The 24,408-nt window shown below is 36.7% G+C and carries 28 protein-coding genes and 1 pseudogene; 19 read left to right on the top strand and 10 right to left on the bottom strand.

The genetic code is table 11. The features are described from left to right. Positions 1–192 precede the first annotated feature (192 nt). The 4 genes from MZO21_RS06990 (at position 193) to MZO21_RS06975 (ending at position 3,051) form a co-directional block, all read left to right on the top strand. Entirely contained in the window at positions 193–1,335 is a 1,143-nt protein-coding gene (locus MZO21_RS06990) for a ribonuclease D (RefSeq protein WP_248103879.1), read from the top strand. Positions 1,336–1,464: 129 nt separating this feature from the next. After that, a complete protein-coding gene (locus MZO21_RS06985; protein ID WP_154773684.1) occupies positions 1,465–1,773 on the top strand; it encodes a YcgL domain-containing protein in 309 nt (102 codons plus the stop codon). Between the two features lie 20 nt (positions 1,774–1,793). Next, positions 1,794–2,177, top strand: coding sequence for a hypothetical protein (locus tag MZO21_RS06980; RefSeq protein WP_154773685.1), 384 nt, complete (start codon positions 1,794–1,796; stop codon positions 2,175–2,177). Positions 2,178–2,199: 22 nt separating this feature from the next. Continuing rightward, positions 2,200–3,051 (top strand): AAA family ATPase, encoded by an 852-nt coding sequence (locus tag MZO21_RS06975; RefSeq protein WP_154773686.1) that lies wholly within the window; start codon positions 2,200–2,202, stop codon positions 3,049–3,051. 71 nt (positions 3,052–3,122) lie between these two features. Here the strand turns inward: MZO21_RS06975 and MZO21_RS06970 are convergent, their stop codons facing one another. Next, positions 3,123–3,803 carry a hypothetical protein gene (locus tag MZO21_RS06970; protein ID WP_248129629.1) on the bottom strand — a complete coding sequence of 227 codons (681 nt, stop codon included), beginning with the start codon at positions 3,801–3,803 and terminating at the stop codon, positions 3,123–3,125. 94 nt (positions 3,804–3,897) lie between these two features. On the opposite strand from MZO21_RS06970, the gene MZO21_RS06965 reads away from it, so the two are divergent. From MZO21_RS06965 to MZO21_RS15135, 3 genes are all read left to right on the top strand, one after another. Beyond that, the gene (locus MZO21_RS06965) at positions 3,898–4,359 is read left to right on the top strand and encodes a transposase (RefSeq protein ID WP_248129628.1); all 462 of its coding nucleotides are present in this window, start codon (positions 3,898–3,900) and stop codon (positions 4,357–4,359) included. Next, positions 4,356–4,691 (top strand): IS66 family insertion sequence element accessory protein TnpB, encoded by a 336-nt coding sequence (gene tnpB / locus MZO21_RS06960; RefSeq protein WP_092689880.1) that lies wholly within the window; start codon positions 4,356–4,358, stop codon positions 4,689–4,691. Before MZO21_RS06965 ends, tnpB begins: the two co-directional genes overlap by 4 nt. Positions 4,692–4,765: 74 nt before the next feature. Beyond that, positions 4,766–4,918: a hypothetical protein gene (locus tag MZO21_RS15135; protein ID WP_348984807.1), complete on the top strand. Its 153-nt coding sequence runs from the start codon at positions 4,766–4,768 to the stop codon at positions 4,916–4,918. Here the strand turns inward: MZO21_RS15135 and MZO21_RS06950 are convergent, their stop codons facing one another. Next, the gene (locus MZO21_RS06950) at positions 4,919–5,404 is read right to left on the bottom strand and encodes a transposase (protein ID WP_248129653.1); all 486 of its coding nucleotides are present in this window, start codon (positions 5,402–5,404) and stop codon (positions 4,919–4,921) included. A gap of 47 nt (positions 5,405–5,451) precedes the next feature. Then, on the bottom strand, positions 5,452–5,757 hold the full coding sequence (locus MZO21_RS06945; protein WP_087547287.1) for an IS630 transposase-related protein: 306 nt from the start codon (positions 5,755–5,757) through the stop codon (positions 5,452–5,454). A 34-nt stretch (positions 5,758–5,791) separates the two neighbouring features. Here MZO21_RS06945 and tnpC point away from each other — a divergent pair. Then, a pseudogene (gene tnpC / locus MZO21_RS06940) lies at positions 5,792–7,270 on the top strand (IS66 family transposase); the annotation flags it as partial. Between the two features lie 257 nt (positions 7,271–7,527). On the opposite strand, the gene bioB reads toward tnpC, so the two are convergent. Both bioB and queG read right to left on the bottom strand, forming a co-directional pair. Further along, positions 7,528–8,517, bottom strand: a complete 990-nt coding sequence (bioB, locus tag MZO21_RS06935) for a biotin synthase BioB (RefSeq protein WP_154773749.1) — start codon at positions 8,515–8,517, stop codon at positions 7,528–7,530. A gap of 305 nt (positions 8,518–8,822) precedes the next feature. Next, positions 8,823–9,920 carry a tRNA epoxyqueuosine(34) reductase QueG gene (gene queG, locus MZO21_RS06930; protein ID WP_248104142.1) on the bottom strand — a complete coding sequence of 366 codons (1,098 nt, stop codon included), beginning with the start codon at positions 9,918–9,920 and terminating at the stop codon, positions 8,823–8,825. Positions 9,921–9,942: 22 nt separating this feature from the next. On the opposite strand from queG, the gene MZO21_RS06925 reads away from it, so the two are divergent. The 3 genes from MZO21_RS06925 to MZO21_RS06915 all read left to right on the top strand — a co-directional run bounded on the left by MZO21_RS06925 (position 9,943) and on the right by MZO21_RS06915 (position 13,094). Then, entirely contained in the window at positions 9,943–11,403 is a 1,461-nt protein-coding gene (locus tag MZO21_RS06925) for an NAD(P)H-hydrate dehydratase (protein WP_154773747.1), read from the top strand. 54 nt (positions 11,404–11,457) lie between these two features. After that, positions 11,458–11,790: a hypothetical protein gene (locus tag MZO21_RS06920; RefSeq protein WP_154773746.1), complete on the top strand. Its 333-nt coding sequence runs from the start codon at positions 11,458–11,460 to the stop codon at positions 11,788–11,790. Between the two features lie 95 nt (positions 11,791–11,885). Then, positions 11,886–13,094 carry an IS256 family transposase gene (locus MZO21_RS06915; RefSeq protein ID WP_032028744.1) on the top strand — a complete coding sequence of 403 codons (1,209 nt, stop codon included), beginning with the start codon at positions 11,886–11,888 and terminating at the stop codon, positions 13,092–13,094. Between the two features lie 49 nt (positions 13,095–13,143). Here the strand turns inward: MZO21_RS06915 and MZO21_RS06910 are convergent, their stop codons facing one another. Together MZO21_RS06910 and ruvC are read right to left on the bottom strand one after the other, a co-directional pair. Further along, on the bottom strand, positions 13,144–13,683 hold the full coding sequence (locus tag MZO21_RS06910; protein ID WP_154773745.1) for a hypothetical protein: 540 nt from the start codon (positions 13,681–13,683) through the stop codon (positions 13,144–13,146). Positions 13,684–13,831: 148 nt separating this feature from the next. Then, positions 13,832–14,380: a crossover junction endodeoxyribonuclease RuvC gene (ruvC, locus tag MZO21_RS06905; protein WP_154773744.1), complete on the bottom strand. Its 549-nt coding sequence runs from the start codon at positions 14,378–14,380 to the stop codon at positions 13,832–13,834. A 360-nt stretch (positions 14,381–14,740) separates the two neighbouring features. On the opposite strand from ruvC, the gene MZO21_RS06900 reads away from it, so the two are divergent. Beyond that, positions 14,741–15,313, top strand: a complete 573-nt coding sequence (locus tag MZO21_RS06900; RefSeq protein WP_154773743.1) for an FxsA family protein — start codon at positions 14,741–14,743, stop codon at positions 15,311–15,313. 126 nt (positions 15,314–15,439) lie between these two features. Further along, positions 15,440–16,075: a LysE family transporter gene (locus tag MZO21_RS06895; RefSeq protein WP_154773742.1), complete on the top strand. Its 636-nt coding sequence runs from the start codon at positions 15,440–15,442 to the stop codon at positions 16,073–16,075. On the opposite strand, the gene MZO21_RS06890 is transcribed toward MZO21_RS06895, so the two are convergent. Further along, a complete protein-coding gene (locus tag MZO21_RS06890) occupies positions 16,072–16,260 on the bottom strand; it encodes a hypothetical protein (RefSeq protein ID WP_154773741.1) in 189 nt (62 codons plus the stop codon). The genes MZO21_RS06895 and MZO21_RS06890 overlap by 4 nt on opposite strands. 183 nt (positions 16,261–16,443) lie before the next feature. On the opposite strand from MZO21_RS06890, the gene MZO21_RS06885 reads away from it, so the two are divergent. Beyond that, positions 16,444–16,683 (top strand): hypothetical protein, encoded by a 240-nt coding sequence (locus MZO21_RS06885; RefSeq protein ID WP_154773628.1) that lies wholly within the window; start codon positions 16,444–16,446, stop codon positions 16,681–16,683. A 58-nt stretch (positions 16,684–16,741) separates the two neighbouring features. On the opposite strand, the gene metK is transcribed toward MZO21_RS06885, so the two are convergent. Beyond that, positions 16,742–17,908, bottom strand: coding sequence for a methionine adenosyltransferase (gene metK / locus MZO21_RS06880; protein WP_154773627.1), 1,167 nt, complete (start codon positions 17,906–17,908; stop codon positions 16,742–16,744). Between the two features lie 395 nt (positions 17,909–18,303). On the opposite strand from metK, the gene tkt reads away from it, so the two are divergent. From tkt to MZO21_RS06855, 5 genes are all read left to right on the top strand, one after another. Next, complete coding sequence (tkt, locus tag MZO21_RS06875) at positions 18,304–20,292, top strand: transketolase (RefSeq protein ID WP_248103831.1); 1,989 nt, start codon at positions 18,304–18,306, stop codon at positions 20,290–20,292. 119 nt (positions 20,293–20,411) lie between these two features. Continuing rightward, the gene (locus MZO21_RS06870) at positions 20,412–20,627 is read left to right on the top strand and encodes a hypothetical protein (RefSeq protein WP_154773625.1); all 216 of its coding nucleotides are present in this window, start codon (positions 20,412–20,414) and stop codon (positions 20,625–20,627) included. A 178-nt stretch (positions 20,628–20,805) separates the two neighbouring features. After that, on the top strand, positions 20,806–21,993 hold the full coding sequence (locus MZO21_RS06865; protein ID WP_248103828.1) for a vWA domain-containing protein: 1,188 nt from the start codon (positions 20,806–20,808) through the stop codon (positions 21,991–21,993). A gap of 108 nt (positions 21,994–22,101) precedes the next feature. Continuing rightward, a complete protein-coding gene (gene trpB, locus MZO21_RS06860) occupies positions 22,102–23,310 on the top strand; it encodes a tryptophan synthase subunit beta (protein WP_154773623.1) in 1,209 nt (402 codons plus the stop codon). A 76-nt stretch (positions 23,311–23,386) separates the two neighbouring features. Then, entirely contained in the window at positions 23,387–23,881 is a 495-nt protein-coding gene (locus MZO21_RS06855) for a hypothetical protein (protein ID WP_154773622.1), read from the top strand. Positions 23,882–23,926: 45 nt separating this feature from the next. Here MZO21_RS06855 and MZO21_RS06850 read toward each other — a convergent pair whose 3' ends face one another. Beyond that, positions 23,927–24,361: a CBS domain-containing protein gene (locus MZO21_RS06850; RefSeq protein WP_154773621.1), complete on the bottom strand. Its 435-nt coding sequence runs from the start codon at positions 24,359–24,361 to the stop codon at positions 23,927–23,929. Between the last annotated feature and the right edge of the window lie 47 nt (positions 24,362–24,408).

Raw genomic sequence — 24,408 nt, 5'->3', positions numbered from 1 at the left:
TAAGGTCAAAATATAATAATTGGTATGAAAGGTTATTTTATTAAGATATTTAGAATATAACTTAAGTTTAAAAACGTGAAAAATCATGTTAATTAACAAGAAAAATACGATTTTCCGCTAATTTTAATATAGCTAAATTATATTTATTGTTTACAATACGACGAAGAGAATCTATAGCTAAATCTCGTCTTTATGTTCCAATTTATTCAACAACAAAAAGACTTTGAAAATGTTTTAACATTGATGAGTCAATGCAACACTTACGGACTTGATACTGAATTTATTAAAGTAGATACCTTGTGGCCAAAACTTGGTGTTTTTCAAATAAATGTAGAAGGTAAAGTTTATTTACTAGATGGAACAGCATTAGAACTTTCCGATTTTTGGAATAAATTATTTAACGCAAAACAAAACATCTTCCATGCATGTAGCGAAGATATTGATTTAATTTATCATTATGCGCAAAACAAAAATTTAGATAATGTTTTTGATACTCAAGTGGGTATGTCTTTTTTAGGACATGGTTTACAAGTTAGTTATCAAAATGCATTAAAAACAGTTTTAGATATTGATATTGATAAAGGTCAGACACGTTCAGATTGGCTTGCAAGACCGCTAACCACAGAACAGTTAAACTATGCTGCGAATGATGTGCTTTACATTATGCAGCTTTCAGACAAAATTCAGGCAGAGCTTAAATTTAAAGATATTCTTTCTTTTGCATTGGAAGATTGTCGTAATTTAACCAAAGAAATTGGTACGGATGTTCCGACAGAATTGCTTTATGCGGAAATTGGTAATTACAGACATTCACGTCGACAACTTATGCAATTACAGCATTTGGCAGTGTGGCGCGAACAAATTGCGAAAGCCTTAAATCAACCACGTAGTTTCATTTTGAAAAATGCAACAATGATTGATTTGGTTGAAAACAATCCTAAAAACAATTTTTTGTTGTCGAATATTAAGCAAATTCGTCCGAATATTATTCGTGAGCATGGTAAAACAATCATCGATTTGTTGAACTTTTTACCGCCACAAGATGAATGGCCATTGCGTATGGCGCGCCCAATTCGTCATTCTTCTAAAGAAGTTTCAGATAAATTAGATGCCATAATTGATCGTGTATCTTTAGAAACAACAATTCCTAAAGAGGTGTTGTTGCGTAAGAAATGGTTTAATGCGCTGTATCAACATATTGTGTTTAAAAATGATGAACAAGATCTCCCAAGTTACTTATTGGGATGGAGATATGATTTATTGACGAAGCCATTATTGAACCTACTTCATAATGATGTCGATTATTTATCAACTCAAATGAAAGTTTCTGTATAAAACATACGCAAACTGTTCAAACTCATGTCATTTATATAAAATCTAGACTGATGCGTTAATAATGGTTAATGTATCGGTCTTTTTTTTGTTGTATGCTTTACTGTGCGTAAAAAGGGTATTAATTCGAATATGTTGTGTTCAATCTACAAATCTAGCAAAAAAGATGAAATGTATCTTTACATTGCTCGTCCTGAAGTAAGTGAAAACGAAGCTGAAGTTATAGATCCTTTAGAAGTTTTGCCAGAAGCAATGCGTGGCGCATTTGGTCGTGCGACGTTCGTTATGGATTTAGAATTGAGTGAATCTCGCAAACTTGCACGTGTAAATGTTTTGCATGTAATTGATTCTATTGAAACGAAAGGTTTCTTTATTCAAGTGCCACCAGAAGGATTAATTAATCCAAATGCTGTTGCACCTGAAGGCTTACGTGGTGCTTAATTTAATTCAGGAGTTGTGTTATGGATAATTTTCTTTCTATGTTGGACGCAATTCCTGAAGATACTATTGCTATAACTGTGTATTTGCTTGGCAGTGTACTTGTTTTGGCATGCTGGTATGGAATTGCAATTAGACTGCCTAAACTTTTAGGTGGTATAAGTTGGATTGTGGTGTTTGCTATTTTGCTAACACCAACAGCATCGGATGGTAATAATGCATCTATTGCGCCTGCATTTTTCGGTATTGTGTTTGGAGTATTAACCAAAAATACACCGTTGGTTTTATCAAATGCATCGCTTATTTTATTTGTAATTGGCTTGGGTGCTATTATTGGGTTTTTATGGACCAAATACACAGCAAACAAAGTTTCATTAGAAAATAGTAAAAAGAATTCGCCACTTTAAATTAAAAAAATAAGGTTTCGTCATGTCGGTTGATACGCAACAATTTTCAGGCACAGATCAATATATTGCTACAGATAGCTTAAAACTTGCTGTTAAGGCTGCACGTAGCTTACAAAAGCCACTTTTAGTAAAAGGTGAGCCGGGAACAGGAAAAACTCTGCTTGCAGAGCAAGTTGCGGCAAGCCTTGGTTTAAAGCTTATGACTTGGCACATTAAGTCTACAACTAAAGCTCAGCAAGGTTTGTACGAATATGATGCTGTTTCACGTTTGCGTGATAGTCAGTTGGGTGATGATCGTGTTTACGATATTAAAAACTACATTAAGCCGGGTAAACTTTGGGAAGCTTTTACCAGTGAAGAGCGCTGTGTTTTATTAATTGATGAAATTGATAAAGCGGATATTGAGTTCCCGAATGACTTGTTGCATGAACTTGATAAGATGTCGTTTTATGTGTATGAAACAGGGGAGACGATTACTGCGACTCAACGTCCAATTGTAATTATTACTTCAAATAATGAAAAAGAATTGCCAGATGCATTCTTACGCCGTTGTTTCTTTCACTATATTGAGTTTCCAAATGAGGAAACAATGCGTGAAATTATTGATGTGCATTTCAAGAATATTTCAGCGACATTGGTGAATGAAGCCTTACAAATTTTCTTTCAGTTACGCAAGGTTCCGGGTTTGAAGAAACCGCCTTCGACTTCTGAATTAATTGATTGGTTAAGTTTACTTATGGCAGATGATATGCCTGAAGATATTTTACGTAATACAGATAAAACGAAGTCTATTCCGCCGTTGTATGGTGCATTAATTAAGAATGAGCAAGATGTGCAATTACTTGAGCGTTTGGCTTTTATGGCAAGACGTTAAAATTTTAGTTGTGAAAAAACCCACGTTTATCGTGGGTTTTTGTTCTCTTATTTAATAGGTGGAGTTTATTGTTAGGAGATTAGCTTTGAATAATAATCAGCGAGTTCATCTGGTAAATTCTTAATAATATTAATGGCTAGTTTTTCTATATTTTTATTGTCATATGCCTTTTTAACCTGTTGGTAAGATTCGATATAGCCTAGGATAGGATTTGGATTAGCTAATAATTCGTAAGCTTGTTGGGTTGAATTCATATATTTATCTATTTGATTTAAGTGTATTTCAGAGTTTTTAAATTGTGGATTGATGTGTAATTTATAACGCTTTACTAATCCTGAAAGGTCATCTATATCATCTAAAATATTGTTGACTAAAAACTGATATTTGAGTGAGAACTCGTCACCATTATTTAGGCCTGTGAGTGGAGGTGGTGATTGAGTTCGTAAAAATAGTAATAAAGCATCAACATTTCTCTTCATTTTACGACTTAATAAATATATATCTTTCTGTTCAATTGATATTTTTTCTAAAATAATTGGCTTCCGCCAATCGTTATATAGTAATGAAGCAATATAAGCAGCAATCAACGTTGTTATAGCACCAACATAATTCCCTATGAATGACAAGGAATTTATAATAGCCCCATCACTTTCATTACATCCTAAGTAAATAATCGATGAAACAATTAGAGTTAATATCAAGGCAACAGCACAGCCAATAACACTTTTAATTTTTTCTTGAATATCTTTCATCTTTTCCATCGTAAGCGTCCGCTGAACCCCACTTTTCTTATCTGCTCAATATCCCGATAGTGTCCATTATTTATTATAAATGGACATTATGTTTATGGCCTTAGACACTTTTATAGACACTGAACAAACGACAGAAAGAACCCGCAGAATCTTCGCAGCTGAGTTTAAACAGCACCTGGTCGAGCTTTGCCTGCAGCCAGACACATCGGTGGCCAAGGTGGCAATGCAACATCAGGTCAATGCCAATCTGCTGCATAAATGGATTCGCCAGTCCAGATCAATGGTCCCGGCATTAAAAAGCCCACCCATTCCACAGACCGACTTTCTTCCCGTCATTCTTCACCCGACGCCAGTCAGACAAGAAGCACCTCTGCCACCTGACGCAACTAAACAAGAAACACCTCCACCACCTGTGCCGGAGAAGAATGCTGTCGCTCATATCAGGATTCCATTGCATAAGGAACAAGGTTCCGCAAGGGATCAGATGATCGAGATCGACTGGCCGGTGGAATCAGCAAAGGAATTACTGCCTTTAATTCAGGGCTTGATCAAATGATCCGTATCGATGAAATCTGGCTCTCTACCCAGCCGATGGATATGCGTGCAGGTATGGATACTGCCATGGCTCAGGTGCTGAGAGCCTTTGGCTACATCAAACCACACTGCGCTTACCTGTTCTGTAATAAACGTGGTCATCGTATGAAAGTGCTGGTGCATGATGGACTGGGAATCTGGCTGTGTGCCCGACGGTTGGAACAGGGCAAATTTCACTGGGCTCAGGTTCACCAGGGTGAAACCGTGGCCCTCAGCCCGGAGCAGTTACAGGCACTGATCCAGGGTTTGCCCTGGCAGCGCATTGGACGACAGCAGGTGGTGACTATGCTCTAAACCAGGCTCATCCATTCTGCTATTCTCCAAACGTTTTATTTACACATATTCATGATCTCAGCCATACTGCGGTCATGAAAATGCTGCCTGATTTAAGCCAACTGACCCATGAACAACTGCTGGAATTTACCCGGCAGTTGGCGCTGCAGCATCAACAACTCGCAGAAGATAAACAACAATTAGATGCCAAAGTTCAGCATCTTGAAGTATCAAATAAGCAATTATAGCTAAATACTAAATAAATCATTACAGTAATCTTTAAATAATTTATCAATATCTTTAACTCTAAACTTATTTCGAATCGCCTTGACTCGCGACCACATATTTTCTATTGGATTTAAATCTGGACTATATCTAGGAAGCCACACAATGTAATGGCCCGCACAACGTACCAACTCCTGAAATCTTTTCCCTTTGTGAAAGGTCGCATTGTCCATAATCAAAACACTGCTTTCTTTCAACTTAGGTAATAAATCCTGTTCAATCCAACATTCAAATACTTCTGTGTTCACTGAACAATTAAACACACCAACTGTCAGCAATCTATTTTCAATGATTGCACCGATCACATTACTGCAATTCTTCAACTGCCAGTTAAATTTACCTTCAGCACGTGTTCCTTGAAGGCTATAACTATGAGTTCTGGTACTTTCACTTTGAAAACCACTTTCATCTATGTAAATCAGAGGCAATTTCCCTTCTAAACACTCTATGAGATTTTGAAATTGCTGACGTTGATTTTGATCTGCTTTAGGATGCTTTAACGTCTTTTTTTACGCGATATTCCTGCGGCATGTAACGCATTAAATACCGCATGAGTGCTTACTCCTAAACGTTCAGCTCGCTCATACTGATAATCATCAGGATATTGTTCAACATCCTTCAATATTTGCTCTCTGCTAATTTTAGCTGGACGGCCAGGAATAGGTTTGTTTGTAGTGGACTTTTTCCAGTTCTGAATTGTCTGTATACAGATGTTAAAATGCTGTGCTGCTTTTCGCACAGACATTTCATCTCGAATCATAATTTCTATGACTTTGTCTTTAAAATCTTTTGAATATCCCATATCTCTATTGTTCTATAGTTTTTAGGATTTGGCTATAGATGCTCAAGTTCAACACCTTTCTATTCTCAACCAAAAATACGAGCATGAGCTTGCACTATTTAAACAGCATAAATTCGGCAGTAAAAACGAACATCTAACCGCAAAACAAATCCATCTCTGGGATGAAGCGGTTGAAGAAGATATTGCAGCGGTTGATCTGGAACTGGAACGACTGAATGCAGATAAAACCAATGCAGCTGCACAGAAAGCCCCAGTCAACAAACCTAAACGTCGGCTGTTGCCAGATCATCTACACACCCTCCGTATTGAGCATGAACCTGAATCAACACAATGCAGTTGTGGCTGTACCTTGCGTCGTATCGGTGAAGATGTCAGTGAAAAACTGAATTTCAGACCGGCACAGTTCTATAAGGAACAGCATGTGCGTGGTAAATGGGTCTGTGATCAGTGTGACACTCTGACTCAGCAAGCGATGCAAGCCTATGTGATTGATAAAGGCATTGCTTCACCTGAACTGCTTAGCCATGTACTGGTATCGAAGTATGCAGATCATTTACCGCTGTACCGTCAGCGCCAGATCTTTCTACGCGCAGGTGTTGATCTGTCCAGATCAACCTTATCTGACTGGATTGGTCGCTGTGGTGTAGAGTTAGAACGCCTAACCGATGCATTAAGAAAGGTGATCCTACAGCAAGCGGTGATTCATGCAGATGAAACACCCGTCACCATCATGCGGATGGATGATAAAGATAAAAAACCGAAGAAAGGTTATGTCTGGGCTTATGCAACAACCCAATATAATCCAGTTCAAGCCGTGATTTATGACTTTCAAGACAGTCGCTCTGGTGAACATGCCGAAGCCTTTCTAAAAGATTGGCAAGGTCATTTAGTCTGTGATGATTACAGTGGCTACAAAGCACGCTTTAGATCAGGTAAAGTCATTGAGGTGGGCTGCATGGCACATGCCCGTCGTAAATTTCATGAACTGCATGTGACCAAAAAAAGTCAGGTCGCTGAACAGGCATTACTGATGATTCAGAGACTGTATGCCATAGAAGCAGAACTCAGGAAAAAGACGGATGGTACAGCGCAACACCGCCGCGAATACCGACAACAGCATAGTCAACCGGTGATGCAACAACTCTATGAATGGCTCAACCAACATTATCTGACGGTGCCGTCGAGTTCTCCAATTGCCAAGGCTATCAATTACACTCTGAAGCGTTGGGAAGCCTTAAGCCGTTATCTGGATGATGGCAATCTACCGATTTGCAATAATTGGGTCGAGAATCAGATGCGTCCCTGGGCGTTGGGGCGCAAGAACTGGTTATTTGCAGGTTCGCTGCGCAGTGGTCAACGAGCGGCCAATATCATGACTTTAATCCAGTCAGCAAAACTGAATGGGCTGGATCCGTATGCCTATTTAAGTGATGTGCTGAAAAGACTACCCACCCATAAAGTCACAGAAATTGAGGATTTGCTACCTCATCGTTGGAAACCTGAACCTCGTTAAAACATAGTAATGGGGTTCAGCGGATGCTTACTTTCCATCAACCCTCAATATCATTCCAATTGATACAAGACTCAATTATAGAGGTTTTCTATTTTTAATATTACGTCAGATTTATGCTGCTTAACTTTAAGTTAATATTTTAAAGACAATAAAAAGCCCCATGGTTAGGGGCTAGTCGTATATAAGATCGAGCTTATATACTGTAAGAGGCTCATCTCAAACTGAGCATATTAGAACACAATATTAGTGAAAAAGCATTAAGCAGACATTGCATCTATGCTTAATTCTTTTGCAGTTGGTTTAGCTTTTTCAATATTGATGCCCAATTTTTCAAACAATAGCTTATCTTTACCTTTACCCGCATTTGGTGTGGTTAAAAGTTTTTCACCAGAGAATAATGAATTTGCACCCGCCATAAATGCCAAAGCTTGATCTGAGTCAGAAAGAGATTCACGACCTGCTGATAAACGAATATAGCTTTTTGGCATAATAATACGCGCAACAGCAATACAACGAATCCATTCGGTAACATCAAGTTTTTCAACATCTGCAAGAGGCGTACCTTCAATAGGAACTAACATATTAATTGGTACAGATTCGGGCTGAATTGGTAAAGTTGCAAGTTCATGTAATAAACCAATACGATCTTTGGTATTTTCACCTAAACCAACAATACCGCCACTGCAAACTTTCATACCAGAACTACGAACAAAATCGAGAGTCGTTAATCGGTCATCAAAAGTGCGAGTACTAATAATATTTGAGTAATATTCACGAGATGTATCTAAGTTATGATTGTAATAATCTAAGCCTGCATCTTTTAAACGCTCTGCTTGAGATTGATTTAGCATACCCAACGTCATACACGTTTCTAAACCTAAAGCTTTAACTTCTTGAACCATTTCTAAAACATAAGGCATATCACGTTCATGCGGATTGCGCCAAGCAGCACCCATGCAAAAACGAGTAGAACCTGCATCTAAAGCTTGTTTGGCTTCTTCAATAACCTTGCTTACAGCAATGCGTTTTTCAGCTTCTAATTTTGAATCATAATGCGCAGATTGAGAGCAATATTTACAATCTTCTGGGCATTTTCCTGTTTTTATGGAAAGTAATGTACTGACCTGAACAGTGTTTGCTGGAAAATTTTGGCGATGAATTTGCTGTGCTTGAAAAACCAAATCTAGAAAAGGTTGGTTATATAATTCCTGTATTTCGTCGCGCGTCCAATCATTACGAATTGTCATCATAATTTCCATGATTATTTTATCTTCATTAATCATACAGAAAATTATATGAACGCAAAGGCATAAAATTTCAAAATTCTGCAAACATTACAGATTATAAAAGCACTTTTAAGATAAATATATGATCGTATATTTACTTGCAATCTTTGGTGTTTTATTGGTTAATTGGTCGCAAAGTTTTATTTTGTGTTTTTGTATATTGTGCTGAATGTGCAACTAAGATGATTCTATTTTGCAAATTTTGTAATGAATTGGAAATTAAAATTTGCAAGATAAAATCATTAGAATAAGTTAATAATTTAATCTTAATACTGACATTTTTTGAGTTGTTCTTGAATTGCCCAATCAATATGGACTTGCACAATGTCATCATGTAGTAATTTATTTTGTTCCAAACTTTTGATAATTGCACTATTAAACGGAGCATTACCTAAGCCAATTGCAATATTTCGCATGAAGCTTTGATAGCCTGTTCTTCGTAGCGGACTACCTTCAGTTTTGGCTAAAAATGTTTCTTCGCTCCATTGCCATAAATCAAGGAGCGATGCTTGATCTAAACCATGTCGAGGGTGAAAGTCTTCAATTGGAGTTGTTTTGGCAAAGCCATTCCAAGGACAAATAAGTTGACAATCATCACATCCAAATACTCTGTTTCCTATTCCACGACGTAACTCTTCAGGAATAATACCTTGAAATTCAATGGTAAGATAAGCAATACATTTACGCGCATCAAGCATATAAGGCTCAACAATTGCTTGAGTTGGGCAAATATCAATACATGCTGTACAAGACCCACAGTGTTTAGTTGTCGGGCTATCGAAAGGAAGTTCGAGGGATGTAAATAATTCACCTAAAACAAAAAATGAACCTGATTTTTTATGAATAAGCAGGGTGTGTTTTCCTGTCCATCCCATGCCTGCATTTTCTGCTAAAGATTTTTCAAATACGGGCGCAGAATCTGCAAAAGGTCTAGATTCAAAATCGCCCACTTTTTCACGAATACGAGAAGCTAAAGTTTTTAAACGACCACGCATGGTTTTATGATAATCACGCCCACGTGCATAACGCGCAATAATTGCAGTGTTTGGTTCATCTGGTACATAACGCGGTTTGGGTGATTCGACCAAATAGTTCATACGCACGCAAATAATGCTTTTGGTATTTGGCACTAAAAGTGTTGGATTGGCTCGTTTTTCTAAATTTTCTGCTAAAAAATGCATATCTGCATGATAACCACGGTCTAAATATTCTTGTAAACGTGGTAATTCCTCTTGAGCATCTGGACGTGCAATGACACAATCAGCAAAGCCTAATTCTAAAGCTTGAGCTTTAATCCATGCTTTAAGCGCTTCAGGATCCTGTTGATTGACAGGAATTTTTTGACTGAGTGTGGATGATGTCATAATGAAATAAGAGGGAATAACAATGCATCAGCAAGTTTATCATAGCTACGATATACAAGCATGGGAACAGCGTTGGTTTGCTCATCAAAATAGTTCGTATGGCTTAATGCAACAGGTTGCTTGGTCAGTTTTACAGCGTCTTATTGCTTTATTTAAAGAACATAATATTTCAAATATTGCGGTGTGTTGTGGGCAGGGAAATAATGCTGGTGATGGTTATTTGCTTGCAAAATATTTAAAGCAACATGGTTTTACTGTTGATATTTATGCTGCTGAATTAGGGACTTCACAAGATTTACAGAGTGCGCATAAAGAAACACAAGAAGAAAATATAAAAATAGTTTCAGGTTTTAATTTTCAAAAAAAATATGACTGTGTTGTAGATGCATTATTTGGTATTGGATTAAACCGTGAATTAGATGAAAAGTGGCAAAATGTTATTTATAACATTAATGAACATAAGGCTTTAAAAGTCGCAATTGATATTCCAAGTGGTTTGCAAGCAAATACAGGACAACCTTTACCGTGTGCAGTTAAAGCAGATTACACCTTTACTGTTTTAGCTTTAAAAGCGGGATTATTCACTGGAAAAGCAAAAGAATATACAGGTGTAATCGAAACTATTTCATTAATTCCAAAAGATTCAGAACTTCATGCAGTGGCACAATTAGCACCAACAAATATTACATTACCAACTCGAAAAGCTTTCGGTCATAAAGGTAGTTATGGTCATGTATTGGTCGTTGGTGGGCATGCAGAAATGGGTGGTGCTGTAATTATGGCGGCTGAATCTGCTTTTGCAGCAGGTGCAGGAAAAGTAACGGTTGTCTGTCATAAAAATCATCACGTGGCTATATTGTCACGTGCGCCCAATATCATGCTTAAAGATATTAATCAGCTGAATAAGCAAGATATAGAAGCAATTTTGAATCAGGTTGATGCTGTATGTTTTGGTATGGGTTTAGGTCGTGATGAATGGGCGAAAACGCAATATCAAGCTTGGTTTGATCTTATTTTAAAATCTAATTTGCATGTTGTATTAGATGCCGACGCTTTATGGTATTTAGCAAAAAATCCACGACAAATGAATGAAAGAGTTTTTTTAACGCCACATCCTGGAGAGGCTGCTAAGCTTTTAAATTGTCAGGTTGCAGATATTGAAAGTGATCGAATTAAAACAATTCATTCATTAAAAGAAAAATACAACGGGCAATGGTTATTGAAAGGTTCTGGTAGTTTAATTTTAGAAAATAATGAACTTTGGATTTGTACAGCAGGCAATGCAGGAATGGGAACTGGTGGAATGGGGGATATTTTGTCTGGTTTAGCTGCAAGTTTGAAAGCACAATTTGATGAAGAAATTGCGCTGCATGATATTGTCACGTTACATGCGATTGCAGGTGATGAATTGGCTAAAGATGGAATGCGTGGGTTACAAGCTTTTGAGATGTCTAAAGCGATATATAAAGTAATTAATAATTAAAAGTAATTTTGATGTAATTACATTACAATTAAATAATTAGAATTAGAGGCTGAAATGGATAAATATGTAATTGTTGCTGTGGTTGTGTTGATGTGTATTGCACTGGTCATGTATACACAAAAAGATGATATTTCATCTAAAAACAAATCATTTAAGCAAATTATTCAAGAGGCATTTCCGAAATTTTCTGTTATAGAAAGAAGTAGCGCTATTATTATTTGTGAGATGAATCATCGAAATGAATTTGAAGAATTAGTGTTTATTCGTATTGATCCAAATCAACAAAAAAATATACGTTTTAGCGGAAGAACATTAATAGCAACTTATTCAAAGCAGCCATCATTACGTGAAATGAAGAAAGATTTTGCACAACATTTAAATCTTTAGGTGTTTCAGAAACCAGAGAATTTGAGACTGTAAATTAAATTGTGTAATTGCCTGAATTTGCTATGTTCATATTCACAACGGAGTCAGGCAACATGATGAACGAACAAAAACTAAAAGACCTTGCAGCAGAATTTGCTAAAGGAATCAAAACAGAAGACGATCTCAATCAATTCACCCGATTGTTGACTAAACTCACTGTTGAAACGGCTCTCAATGCCGAACTTACCGAACATCTCGGACATGAAAAGAATGCTCGTAAGAACGGTTCAAATGCTCGTAACGGTTATTCCAGTAAGACCGTGCTGAGCGATGATGGTGAGATTGAGATCACCACACCACGAGATCGTGATGGCACATTTGAGCCACAGCTAATTAAAAAGAATCAGACTCGTATCACGCAAATGGATAGCCAAATTCTATCCCTTTATGCCAAAGGCATGACTACCCGTGAAATCGTGGCTACTTTCAAAGAAATGTACGATGCTGATGTATCGCCAACGCTTATTTCCAAGGTGACTGATGCTGTTAAGGAGCAAGTCGCTGAATGGCAAAACCGTCCGCTGGATGCACTCTATCCCATCGTCTATATGGACTGTATTGTAGTTAAAGTCCGTCATAATGGCAGTGTTATCAACAAGGCTGTATTCCTTGCCTTAGGCATTAATCTTGATGGACAGAAAGAACTGCTCGGCATGTGGATGGCTGAGAATGAAGGTGCAAAGTTCTGGCTGAATGTCCTGACTGAGCTTAAAAACCGAGGGTTGCAGGATATTCTGATCGCCTGTGTGGATGGACTAAAAGGCTTTCCTGATGCCATTAACAGCGTATACCCGCAAACCCATATCCAGCTGTGCATTATCCATATGCTGCGTAACAGCTTGAAATACGTATCATGGAAAGATTACAAGGCCGTCACTCAGGATTTAAAAGCCGTTTATCAGTCACCTACTGAAGAGGCAGCCTTGATGGCCTTGGATCAATTCGCCCAAACATGGGATGACAAGTACCCACAGATCAGCAAAAGCTGGCGTACACACTGGGAGAATCTAAATACCTTCTTTGCTTATCCAGCCGAGATACGCAAAGCCATCTATACCACCAATGCGATCGAATCATTAAACAGCGTAATACGTCAGGCGATCAAAAAGCGTAAAGTCTTTCCAACGGATGATTCTGTACGTAAAGTGATTTACCTGGCAATTGATGCAGCGTCTAAAAAGTGGAATATGCCTATTCGCGACTGGCGTTTAGCCATGAGCCGCTTTATTATTGAATTCGGTGACCGCTTAAGCAATCACCTTTAAATTTATGAAAAGCAATTACACAAAATTATTTACAGGCTCGAGAATTTCTTTATTCAATACCTAACTTTTGTTTTTCTGCCTTTACAGAACTTTTAAATGCTTCGAAAACTTCACCTTGTATACTTAAACTGCCTTTGCTTTTTATTCTAGATTCAGTTTCTCCATTGGCAGTACGTATTTTTAGTATTGCATCTTGAGCATTCATAATTCGTTCAATAATGTCAAAGTTTGCATAGTGATTTTGCATACTTAATTTATTGGTTCCATCTAAATTTTCACTTAAAATTGTGTCATTTTCTGTATTTAAAATAATTTCTTGTCCATCTATAAGTATAGAAGCAGAACTAATATTGACATGTATTTGTGCAACATGATTTCTCAATTGAAGTTTTTTAGGTTCTACAGAATTCCATTTTGGTGTTACGACAACGCACATTTTTTGTGAACAAGCATCTTTTTTAGGTTCCATAAAGACAATAGTATTTACCCCGTATTTTATTGTTCTTGGTGCTTCATAATTTTGAAGATAAATTCCTGAAAAGGAATAATTTGAAAAAAGAAGTGCCCCGAAAAGAATGTAAAACTTCATTTTATATATCCTTATGTGCTTAATATTTTTTTTATGTTTGAGTGTTTATGCTATCAGTTTTTAATGTAAGTGAATTATTACTTTATTTTTCAATGATTTTTTAGCCTTTAACTTTAAAAGAATAAAGGCTATTTATAACTTAAAACTATTATCTACGACGACTCGTACCTCGGCTACGTCCACGTGCCATACCTACACCAAGCGCATTTAAAACAGCAAGTTTACTCATGCTTCCCGATGCGTGTGCATGACAAATTGCAGCGGCTAAGGCATCGGCAGCATCTTGTTGAGGCTTAATGCTTAAATTTAGTAGTTTCATGACCATCATTTGGACTTGGTCTTTATCTGCTGCGCCATAACCAACGACAGATTGTTTAATTTGTCGTGCGGTATATTCTGCAACGTTTAAATCTAAATTGGTTAGTGCAGCAATTGCAGCACCTCGAGCTTGACCAAGCTTTAAAGCAGAATCTGGGTTTTGTGCCATAAATACTTGCTCTACAGCTGCTTCCGTGGGGCCGTGAAATTTCACAATGCGGTCAATTCCCGCAAAAATTCGTTTTAAGCGTTCAGGCATTTCTGCTGTTTCAGTACGAATAGTTCCTGCATCTACAAAACGAAGCTTTGAGCCTTCATGTTCAATAATGCCGTAGCCTGTAAGGCGAGAACCTGGGTCAATACCAATAATTAATGCCATGAATTTATAAGAATTTCTTGAGGGTGTAAGATGAATATTATAATAAGGCAGATGAATATGGTATGTATTTTGCTGAAAGCTTGTGATTAAGCTTAGACTTTGAACGAATTCTTCTATTATTTGGCTATATAGTTAGATATTCGATTTAATCATGCTTATTTTTCATTTATATTCATATCCTGTTTTGAATCTAAATTGTTTAAAACAGACTTTGTTTTTAAATTTTTCAGCTATTTTTTTTAAACCCTTTAAAAATTATAGAATGCCCATATTGTTATAGAAACGCATCAAAAAGCTTGATAGTAGTTAAGCAGTTGGTCGGTAAACTTTATTTATTTTATTGAGATCAGATTAATTTTCATGAAATTATTTCTTATTGTATTAGCAGGCTTAATTCTAGAAGTTTTTGTATGGATTGGCGTAGGCGACCTTGTTGGTAGCATGTGGTATGTGTTCTTTTGGTATATTGCTGCATTCTTCATTGGCTTGAATATGATTCGTAAGTATTCGGCAGGGGTTATGCCTCAAATGCAACAAATGCAAATGGGGCAGATGGGTGGTGATCCTGCTTTAACAGGAAACTTACCTAAAATTATTGCAGGATTTTTATTGTTAATTCCTGGTCTAATTACCGATGTAATAGCAGTACTTATTCTAATTCCTGGTGTTCAAAATATTTTTAAACAAGCAATGATGAACGCTATGATGAAACGTCAACAAGCCATGATGAATAAAATGATGGGTGGCATGATGGGCGATATGAATGGCATGGGCGGTGCTCAAGGTCAAAATCCATTTGCAGATATGATGCGTCAAATGCAAGACATGCAAAATCATCAAGGTGGTCGCGACTCTACGATTATTGATGGTGAAGCGCGTGAAATTACGCCTGATGCGAAAAAAATTGAAATGAAAGATGTTAATCCTAAGTAAAAGATTTTATCTTCTAAAAGCCGAGAAAAATGTCTCGGCTTTTTTTATGTTTTTGAGTTTGAATAGTAGCGTAAAAATATGTACCTAAAGGTATAATCGCTTAAATTTTAAAAATTAGTTTGATTTATGTCTTTGTTATTAACCATTTGTTTACTTCACTTTGTTGCTCAATTAAGCCCAGGACCTGATGTTTTGCTCATTGCAAAAAGTTCGGCATCTACAACGCGTACGAATACCTTAAAAATTATTTTAGGTATTTCTGTAGGTATTGTGGTTTGGGTGGTTTTAACACTACTTGGCTTTACAGTATTAACCCAACAATTTCCTTGGATTCAACAAGTTTTAATGTTTGTTGGGAGTCTATTTTTAGCCAAAATGGGCTGGGCAATGTTGAAAGGTGGTATTTCTGCTTTAAAGAGCAAGGTGCAAGCTGATGATGAAGTTGTTGTAGAAAAGACGAAAGAAAATTATTTTTTATTAGGTTTATTTACCAATCTTGCTAATCCTAAAACTTTAATTTATTTCAGTAGCGTATTTTCTTTAGCACTAAGTGCTAATGCAGGAGAATATCTAAAAACACAATTGGCTTTCATTATTCCAATACAAACTTTTATTACCTTTACATTGTTAATGATGATTGTATCTCAGCCAAAAATTAAAGATGCTTATCAACGCGCAGGCGCTTATATCGATGTGTTATCAGGCTCTTTATTTTTAATATTTGCAATTGTGTTGTGTTATGAAGCTTTTGTGATGTTCTAAATACTAGAGTTTTCTTCTGAAGATTGAACTTGATTTGAAGATGAGGGAACAGTAGTTTCCTCTTTTTTTTGAGTATTCTCATAGGTATTGGGTTTTAATGTGGTTTCAGTATTTTCTGAGCCTTTATATTTGCGACTTCTGTTCGCTCTTTCTCTTAAACCGCCTTTCTTAATTAATTGAACCATGTTGTACTCCTTGAGTTGAAAAGGAGATTCTACACTTAAAGAATTCTAAATATACTTTGTGTTGTTATGTAAAAAACGACAAATGTGACTTGATGCACAATTAATAATCAAATATTGTTAAATAACAAAACAGAATATTTAAGTTTTGAAATAAAAATAAAAAAGTGAATAAAGGAGGTTCTTATGCTATCTACACAGTATCGCTGTAATTGTTGTAATCAAGCAGTTATGGCATCAGAAAAAGAATGTCCAAATTGTGGTTCACACAATATTAAAAGTCCTTATGGTTTTTGGATGTTTTGTTCAATCACATGTTTGGCGCTAGTGGTTATTTTAAAAATGACACAATTATATTTTACAGACTATAGAGAAATACCAGTGACAGAGAGTTTCTTTAAGGTCATTAGCGATAAACATAAATAAAGAGTTATAAAAAAAGCCTGCATAAATGCAGGCTTTTTTTATGGGTAATCTATATAGATTATAGACCAGCAGATGCTTTCAGTGCTTCAACTTTGTCTGTTTTTTCCCAAGTAAATGCAGTATCAGAACCTTCACGACCAAAGTGACCATATGCAGCAGTTTGTTGGTACATTGGTTGAATAAGATCAAGCATACGTGTAATACCATATGGACGTAAGTCGAAGTGTTCACGTACTAAAGCAATAATCAAATCTTCAGATACTTTTGCAGTATTAAAAGTGTTGATCGAAATAGAAGTAGGTTCTGCAACACCAATTGCATAAGACACTTGAATTTCACACTTGTCTGCAAGACCTGCAGCAACAATATTTTTTGCTACATAGCGACCAGCATAAGCAGCAGAGCGGTCAACTTTAGATGGATCTTTACCAGAGAAAGCACCACCACCGTGACGTGCCATACCACCGTAAGTATCTACAATAATTTTACGACCTGTTAAACCACAGTCACCTACAGGGCCGCCAATCACGAACTTACCTGTTGGGTTGATATGGAATTTAGTTCCAGCATGAAGCATTTCAGCAGGAATAACTTTTTTCACGATTTCTTCAATTACAGCTTCTTTTAATTGAGACTGAGTAATAGAAGGGTCGTGTTGAGTTGAAAGTACAACAGCATCTAAGCGAACAGGTTTACCATTTTCATAAGCAAACGTTACTTGGCTTTTAGCATCTGGGCGTAACCAAGCTAAAGTACCTTGCTTACGAAGTTGTGCTTGCTTTTCCATAAGACGATGCGCATATGAAATTGGTGCTGGCATAAGTACGTCAGTTTCACGGCTTGCGTAACCAAACATTAAGCCTTGGTCACCAGCGCCTTGATCTTCAGGTTTTTGACGGTCAACACCCTGAGCAATTTCAGGAGATTGTTTACCAATCATATTAATTACGGCACAAGTAGAACCGTCGAAGCCAAGATCTGAATGGTGATAACCAATACCATTCACAGTGTTGCGAACAATCGCTTCAAAGTCGATATTTGCTGTTGTTGTGATTTCACCAGCAAGTACAACAGCACCCGTTTTTACAAGCGTTTCACAAGCAACCCGTGCATATGGGTCTTCTTTTAAAATTGCATCCAGAATAGCATCACTGATTTGGTCAGCCATTTTATCAGGATGACCTTCGCTTACAGATTCTGAAGTAAATACAGCGTACTCGCGCATAAGTCCTAACACAGTTAAATTCTAAAGTTGCAATATAGTACAACTTCTTGGGATTATGGACTAGTTCAACTTATCGAAAAATATGGAAATAGCCCTATTTATGCATCAAATTAACTGATGTTGTTATTTGTCTTGCTGATATTTACTTATTAAGAGGCAATTAATTTATTTAATCATTATTTTTATTCATATAAGAGCGCTAAATACATACTAAAAAAATATGAATATTCGGCTTCTATCTAAATAATGAGATAGATTTTTAGTCTTTTGTGTATCTAATAGATAAATCTTGTCTATCGCACTTTACGCTAGGGTGTTTTTTTAAGACAATACACCTATCTTTGAATTTATATTCATCTAAACTTCTTTAAACGATTTATCTTGGACACTGACCTATGACAACCCCGCTTAATGAACGTCGTATTGCAAATGCAATTCGTGTATTGGCAATGGATGCTGTGCAAAAAGCAAATTCAGGACATCCTGGCGCTCCAATGGGGATGGCTGATATCGCTGATGTCGTTTGGCGTGAATTCTTAAGTCACAACCCAACAAACCCACAATGGGCAAACCGCGACCGTTTTGTATTGTCGAATGGTCATGGCTCAATGCTTCATTATGCATTGTTACATTTGACTGGTTATGATCTTTCTATTGACGATTTAAAATCTTTCCGTCAATTGCATTCTAAAACACCTGGTCACCCAGAATTAGGTTATGCACCTGGTATTGAAACGACAACAGGTCCTTTAGGTCAGGGTATTGCAAATGCAATTGGTTTTGCACTTGCTGAAAAAACTTTAGCTGCGCAATTCAACAAAGATGACATTAAAGTTGTTGATCACTTCACTTACTGTTTCTTGGGTGATGGTTGCTTAATGGAAGGTGTTTCTCACGAAGCATGTTCATTAGCGGGTACTTTAGGTTTAGGTAAACTTATTGCTTACTACGATGACAACGGTATTTCAATTGATGGTGAAGTAGAAGGTTGGTTCTCTGACGATACAGAACAACGTTTCTTAGCTTACGGTTGGCAAGTGCTTAAAGTTGATGGTCACGATGCAGATGCATTACGTGCAGCAACTTTGGAAGCGAAAGCTGAAATGAACAAACCAACAATTATTATTTGTAAAACAATTATTGGTTTAGGTTCACCAAATAAACAAGGTAAAGAAGATTGCCACGGTGCTCCTTTAGGTAATGATGAAATTGCATTAACGCGTCAGGCTTTAGGTTGGACAGAAGAAGCATTTGTTATTCCTGCTGATGTTTATAGCGCTTGGGATGCAAAAGAAAAAGGTACTCAAGCTGAAGCTGCTTGGAACGAAACTTTTGCTACGTATGCGGCAAAATATCCAACAGAAGCTGCTGAGCTTAAACGTCGTCTTTCTGGTGAACTTCCAGCTGACTTTGTTGCAAAAGCAGATGCTTATATTGCTGAAGTAAATGCAAAAGCTGAAACTATTGCTTCTCGTAAAGCGAGTCAAAATGCAATTCAAGCATTTGCTCCACAACTTCCAGAAATTTTAGGTGGCTCTGCTGACTTAGCAGGTTCAAACCTTACACTTTGGAAAGGTGCACAAGGCATTCAAGATAATGCTGCGGGCAACTACGTACATTACGGTGTACGTGAATTTGGTATGACTGCAATTGCAAACGGTGTTGCGCTTCACGGTGGATTCATTCCTTACGTAGCTACATTCTTAATGTTCATGGAATATGCACGTAATGCGGTACGTATGTCTGCGCTTATGAAGCAACGTGTAATTCATGTTTATACACATGACTCAATTGGTCTTGGTGAAGATGGTCCTACACATCAACCTGTAGAACAAATTGCATCTTTACGTGGTACGCCTAACTTAAATACTTGGCGTCCATGTGACACTGTAGAAGCTTCTATTTCTTGGAAGTCTGCATTGTTACGTTCAGAAGGTCCAACGGCGTTAATTTTCTCTCGTCAAAACTTACCATTCCAAACACGTACAGATGCACAAATTGCTGATGTTGCGAAAGGTGGTTATGTTCTTGCGAAAGAAAAAGGCGAATTAAAAGCAATTATTATTGCAACGGGTTCAGAAGTATCACTTGCAATGGAAGCTTATGCACAACTTGAAGGTGTGCGTGTTGTTTCTATGCCGTGTGCTGAAGAGTTTGTTAAACAAGATGTTGCATACCGTGAAGAAGTTCTTCCTGCTGCGATTCGTGCTCGTGTTGCGGTTGAAGCTGCGCACGTTGACTACTGGTGGAAGTTTGTAGGTTTAGATGGTCGCGTAATTGGTATGACAACTTACGGTGAATCTGCTCCTGCGAAAGATTTATACCAACACTTCGGTATTACAACTGAAGCTGTAGTTGCTGCTGTAAAAGAAATTACTGCTTAATTTTTTAAATTAACAGTCTTAAAAGACGTCCCAATATTGGGGCGTCTTTTATTTTTTTATTTTGACCTTATACTTCGTGGGTTAAGTAATTGTTCAATGCAAATAAAGTGAGATGAAAGATGAGTTTATATGAGCAAATCAGTGATGAAGTTACTTTGATGGATGCAGGTGAGCAAAAATGGATTGGCGAAGATCTACCACTTGAAGCAATGGTTGCAGTTGAATTGCTGTTGCAAGATATGGATGAAGATAAAATTATTAAAGTGCGTCGTAAAAACCGTGAAAAAACTTCAGGTTTAAAACAAATTGACCGTATTTTGGTAGAAAAGCTTTAATGATCTAGCAATGGAAGCCTCTTTTTAGAGGCTTTATTTTTATTCAGTGACAGTGTCGTTTATCAATCATTCTTTACTCATGTTCGGGATTTAATAATAATGGTGATCAATGACAGAAAAAAGATCTTCTGAATTGATATAAATCTGCATTGCGTAAGAAGACAAGGAAAGAATCATCATGTTTGTACGGCTGTTTTATACATTAAGAAAATATGGTGTTCCGGTATCTACACGAGAGCTGATTGACTTAAATAAAGCGGTAGCCGAAGGTTTAGTTTTTGCAGATCAAGAAAAATTTTACCAACTTGCAAAACTTGTAATGGTCAAAGATGAGCGATATTTCGATAAATTTGACTGCGCGATGAAAGATTATTTTGATGGTATTTCAACGTTTGACCTAGATGAACTTTTAAACCAAGTACATAAACTCCCAAAAGACTGGTTCGATTTAGAGCTTATAGAAAAGCATTTAACACCTGAACAACGCGAAGAACTAAAAAAAGCAGGATCATTAGAAGAACTTATGAAAATGCTTGAAGAGCGTTTACGTGAGCAACATAAAAAGCATCAAGGTGGAAACCGTATGATTGGTACGGGTGGCACATCGCCATTTGGTGCTTATGGCGATCATCCGGAAGGTGTGCGTATTGGTGGGCCGGGGCGTAAACGCTCAGCAGTAAAAGTTTGGGAGCAGCGTCAATATCGTAATTTAGATGATGAGCAAATTTTAGGTAGTCGCCAAATGCAAATGGCGTTACGTCGTTTGCGTAAATTCGCACGTCAAGGTGCGGCTGAAGAACTTGATATTGATGGCACTATTCGTGAAACAGCTAAGCAAGGTATTTTAGATGTGCAGCTTGTGCCTGAACGCCGTAACCGTGTAAAAGTATTAATGTTATTTGATATTGGTGGATCTATGGATGCCCATATCGCCCAATGTGAAAAGTTATTTAGCGCAGCCAAAACGGAATTTAAAACACTCGAATATTTTTATTTTCATAATTGTTTATATGACTATGTTTGGAAAGATAATATTCGCCGATCATCATCTCGTATGAACACCTTAGATTTGTTTAATACTTATGGCAAAGATTATCGCGTTATTGTTGTAGGTGATGCGAGTATGGCACCTTATGAATTACAGTCTGTAGGTGGTTCTGTTGAATATATGAATGATGAAGCAGGTCATGTTTGGTTAAAGCGTTTGCGTCAACATTTTGACAAAACTGCGTGGTTGAATCCTGAAGAAGAAAATTATTGGCAATATACACATACCATTGGGCTTATTAAGCAAATATTTGAAGATAAAATGTACCCTATGACGCTCAAAGGCATTGAAGATTTAACGAAATATCTAGCACGTTAATTCCATTTATCTATAAATAACTTTAGTTATATTTATTAGAGATTTGAAAGAAAATATTCTAGTATAAATTTACTCATGATTAACGACTGCATATTTTCAGGAAATACGATGAATCATCAAATTAATGGCATTGCTTTACCAAATGAAGACGGCTTTTTTGGTAGTTATGGTGGTCAATTTATTCCGCCAGATTTAAAACAAGCCATGGATGATATTAATGTTGCTTATGAAGAAATTCGCAAGACACCTGAATTTCAAAATGAATTGAATGATTTGTTCGCTCATTATGTTGGTCGTCCTAGCCCGTTATTTCATGCAAAGCGTCTATCTGAGAAATTGGGTGGTGCACAAATTTATTTAAAACGTGAAGATTTAAACCATACAGGCGCACATAAAATTAACCATTGTTTAGGTGAAGCATTGCTTGCTAAATATATGGGTAAAACCAAAGTGATTGCCGAAACAGGTGCGGGTCAACATGGGGTGGCTTTAGCAACGGCTTGTGCACTTGTTGGTCTTCCATGTGAAATTCATATGGGGCAGGTCGATATTGAAAAAGAACATCCAAACGTTGTGAAAATGAAGATTTTAGGTGCAAATCTAATTTCTGTAACGCGCGGAACAGCAACATTAAAAGATGCTGTAGATAGCGCATTTGAAGAATATTTAAAAAATCCGAAAGATTATATTTATGCAATTGGTTCGGTTGTGGGGCCACATCCATTTCCAATGATGGTACGTGATTTCCAAGCCATTATTGGTGATGAAATTAAAGTTCAAACCAATGAACGTTTTGGTGCAAACCCAGATTATGTTGTTGCTTGTGTAGGTGGTGGTTCAAATGCATTAGGCGCATTTACAGCATTTTTAAATGAACCAAATGTAAAGCTCGTTGGTGTTGAACCTGCAGGGCATGGTTTAGATACAGATATGCATTCTGCGACTTTAACTTTGGGTAAACCAAGTCAAATTCATGGTATGGCGTGTTATGTGCTTGAAGATGAAAATGGTGAGCCTTTACCTGTTCATTCAATTGCCTCAGGTTTGGATTATCCAGGAGTTGGACCTCAACACAGTTTATTGAAAGATTTGGGTCGTGTTGAATATACATCTGCAACTGACCAAGAATGTTTAGATGCATTTATGACACTTTCACGTGTAGAGGGTATTGTTCCTGCACTTGAAAGTTCTCACGCCGTGGCTTGGGCTTTGCGTGAAGCACCTAAAATGTCTAAAGATGTAAAAATTGTTGTTAACGTATCAGGTCGTGGAGATAAAGACTCTGATTACGTTGCAGATAAATTAGGTTTAAATTAAGTTGTAAAATGAAAAAAGCCTTGAATAGTTCAGGGCTTTTTGAAGTCTCTATGGTTATTGAAAAGAATAAAGAAATATGGATATATTAAAAAAAGTTATTTTAGTGGTTTTTACTACATATTGTATAAATTTACATGGAAATACAGAAGTTGAGTATTTTGATAACAACTTCGAAGTAAAAGATATGTATTTTATTATGGATGATGCATGTTCAAGTGATACAAGGGCTACTTTTAAGAAATTTTCGAAAAGTGTATTTCTGGCAAATTTTAAAATAAGCGAAGATGATTTAATTACAACTGACAATAAAGATTATGGGTTGTTTATAAAACCTTATGAAATATCAAAAAGCGAAATAGATTATTTTACGAGTCGTAATATTGCTGATTTTATAAAATATAGGTTATTGATTTTTGCTTTTTATCCTGAAATAGAAAGTAAATTATGCATGCTAGGATTTGGAGTGTTTCCTGAGGCATGGGATGGGAATAAATGGATTCGCTTTGAAAGTAATAAAAAAATAGAAGAAAATTTTTTACAGAAATACATAAAGGAAAAGAGGGCATTCTAAAAAAGATATAAGACACTTACTATATTAAGTAAGTGTCTTAATGAATCAACCCGAAATATATTGCTGTAACTGATCAATTAACTTGTTTTGATCTTCCATCGCAATTTTTACTAAGTCACCAATTGAAATAAAACCTAAAAGTTGCTCGTTTTCAACAACAGGCAAATGACGTAAATGCTTATCGGTCATTAATTTTAGACATTCTTTTACAGATGCTGTTGTAGGTACGGTTAAAACTTTAGCCGTCATAATTTCGCTAACAAGCGTATCTTTAGAAGTACGCTCCATAAGAACAACTTTACGCGTGTAATCACGCTCAGAAAGAATGCCTGCAACTTTATTATTTTCATCGGTAACTACAAGCGCACCAATACCTTTATCAGCCATTAATTTAATAGCATCAAGAACCGTTGAATTTGGCTTTACTGTATATATAGCAGTATTGTCTTTATCTTTTAAAACGTATGCTACATTGCTCATTCAAATTATCCTCTTTCATTGTTCTTCTGAGTTCTTTTTAAATTAAC

Origin of the sequence: Acinetobacter portensis (assembly GCF_023158935.1) — a bacterium.
GTDB classification, from domain to species: domain Bacteria; phylum Pseudomonadota; class Gammaproteobacteria; order Pseudomonadales; family Moraxellaceae; genus Acinetobacter; species Acinetobacter faecalis.
The sequence above is the reverse complement of the archived record's forward strand: the minus strand, read 5'-3'. Positions and strand labels throughout refer to the sequence as shown.